Raw genomic sequence first — 2,156 nt, forward strand, 5'->3', positions numbered from 1 at the left:
CGCTCCGGTGCACTGCGAGGTGTGGGCGGGATTCATCTTCGTCAACCTCGCCGCTCAACCACCACAAACACTGCGAGAATTCCTCGGCCCCATGGTCACCGCGCTGGAGGGCTACCCCTTCGACCGCATGACGGAGTGGTACGAGTTCCGAGCCGAGAACCAGAGCAACTGGAAGCTCTTCGCCGATGCCTTCCAAGAGTACTACCACGTGCCGGGTCTGCACTCGCAGCAGGTTCCCGGGGCGGTACGCAAGCCGGATGCCGGATTCACCTGCGCGCATTTCCAGCTCGATGGTCCGCACCGCATGGTCAGCACCGGTGGCGCTCGGCGCTGGACGCTGCCCGCCGAGTACATGTACCCGATCGAGCGGGTCACCCACAGCGGGCTGGTGGGCCCGTGGGAGTCCCCGGACATCGGTGAGCTGCCGCCGGGGATCAATCCCGGCCGGGTGGAGCCCTGGGGGATCGACAACTTCCAGATCTTCCCCAATATCGAGATCCTGATCTACCGCGGCTGGTACCTGCTCTACCGCTACTGGCCCACCTCGTATAACACCCATGTGTTCGAGGGCATGCTGTGCTTCCAGCCGGCCGACACCGTGCGCAAACGCGTCGAGCACGAGGTGGCCTCGGTTGTGTTCAAGGAGTTCGCGTTGCAGGACGCGGGCATGCTGACCGGTACCCAGACCGCGCTGGAGCAGGCATACCGCACCGCGAACGTCACCGACTACCCGGTCAACGACCAGGAGATCCTGGTGCGGCACTTCCACAAGGTCGTGGCCGACTGGGTGAACGACTACCGCGACGAGCGCGTGGGGGCCCGGCGATGAGCGGACCCATGCTGCCACCGGCCTTCGCCGAGTTCGAGAAGTTCGCGCCGACCTGGTGCCTGGAGTCCGAGACCGCCCGATGGGCCCAGCGGCAGGCCAGCACGATGGAGGAGCTCAACGCCTTCTACGACGCGTTCTTCCCCCGCCTGGACGAGGCCATCGTCTATTGCGACAAATTCCCCCTCGACGAACTGCCCGACGACGCCGTCAACCTGCTCCACCTCATCTACTCGCTGGTCATGGTGGCGATGGCGGTGGAGATCTTCCAGCAGCCCGCACCGGCCGACAGCGCCGACGCCTGGCTGGAGCGGGTCGGCGAGCCCACGCCCTGACCGGGCCGAATCCGAAGGACACGATCATGACAACACTCACCGTGGAGAAGCTGGGCCACGACGTCGGCGCCGAGATCGTCGGCCTCACACCCGACCGGCTGGTCGCAGACGCCGCCGTGCCCGGCGCGATCAAGCAGGCACTCGAGGACAACGGCGTCCTCGTCTTCCGGGGCCTGCACCTGGACCCCGAAACGCAGGTCGCGTTCTGCCGCACCCTCGGACCGATCGACACCTCCCCGGGCCACCACCCGGTCGAGGGGATCTACCGGGTCAGCCTCGACACCTCGAAGAACTCTTCGGCGAGCTACCTGCGCGCCACCTTCGACTGGCACATCGACGGGTGCACACCGGAGGACGACGCCTACCCGCAGATGGCCACGATGCTATCCGCGAAGGCCGTGGCCGCCACGGGCGGGGAGACCGAATTCGCCAGCACCTACAAGGCTTACGACGATCTGAGCGAGACCGAGCAGGACTACCTGGTGGGGCTGCGGGTGGTGCACTCGCTGGAGGCGTCGCAGCGGCGGATCACGCCGAACCCGACGCCTGAACAGCTCGCGGCGTGGCGGCGACGGCCGGTCCGCGAACACCCGATCGTGTGGACGCACCGGTCCGGACGCCGCTCGCTGGTGCTGGGCGCCTCCGCCGGCGAGGTGGTGGGCCTGGATGCCGACCGGAGCCGGGCACTGCTCGACGACCTGCTCGCCCGCAGCACCGCACCGGAGCGGGTGTACCGGCACGAGTGGTCCGTCGGCGACACCGTGATCTGGGACAACCGCGGCGTGATCCACCGCGCCGCTCCCTACGAGCCCGATTCGCCGCGGGAGATGCTGCGCACCACCGTGCTCGGCGACGAACCCATCCAGTGACCCTGCCCGACCACAGCACAGGAGTACGACCATGCCTCGTTGGCCCAAACCCCCCGAAGGCAGCTGGACCCAGCACTATCCGGACCTCGGCACCGGACCGGTGTCCTACGAGGACTCCATCTCCCC

3 protein-coding genes are annotated in these 2,156 nt (G+C 67.6%); all 3 read left to right on the top strand.

The window, feature by feature from the left end:
* On the top strand, positions 1 to 829 hold an 829-nt coding region (locus tag ON19_RS30930; RefSeq protein ID WP_043700855.1), incomplete at its 5' end, for an RHO alpha subunit C-terminal catalytic domain-containing protein.
* Positions 826 to 1,161: a hypothetical protein gene (locus tag ON19_RS30935; protein ID WP_043700858.1), complete on the top strand. Its 336-nt coding sequence runs from the start codon at positions 826 to 828 to the stop codon at positions 1,159 to 1,161. The genes ON19_RS30930 and ON19_RS30935, both read left to right, overlap by 4 nt.
* Before the next feature lie 26 nt (positions 1,162 to 1,187).
* Entirely contained in the window at positions 1,188 to 2,030 is an 843-nt protein-coding gene (locus ON19_RS30940) for a TauD/TfdA dioxygenase family protein (RefSeq protein WP_043700859.1), read from the top strand.
* Positions 2,031 to 2,156: the final 126 nt, after the last annotated feature.

This window comes from Nocardia abscessus NBRC 100374 (assembly GCF_000308455.1).
Lineage (GTDB): Bacteria > Actinomycetota > Actinomycetes > Mycobacteriales > Mycobacteriaceae > Nocardia > Nocardia abscessus.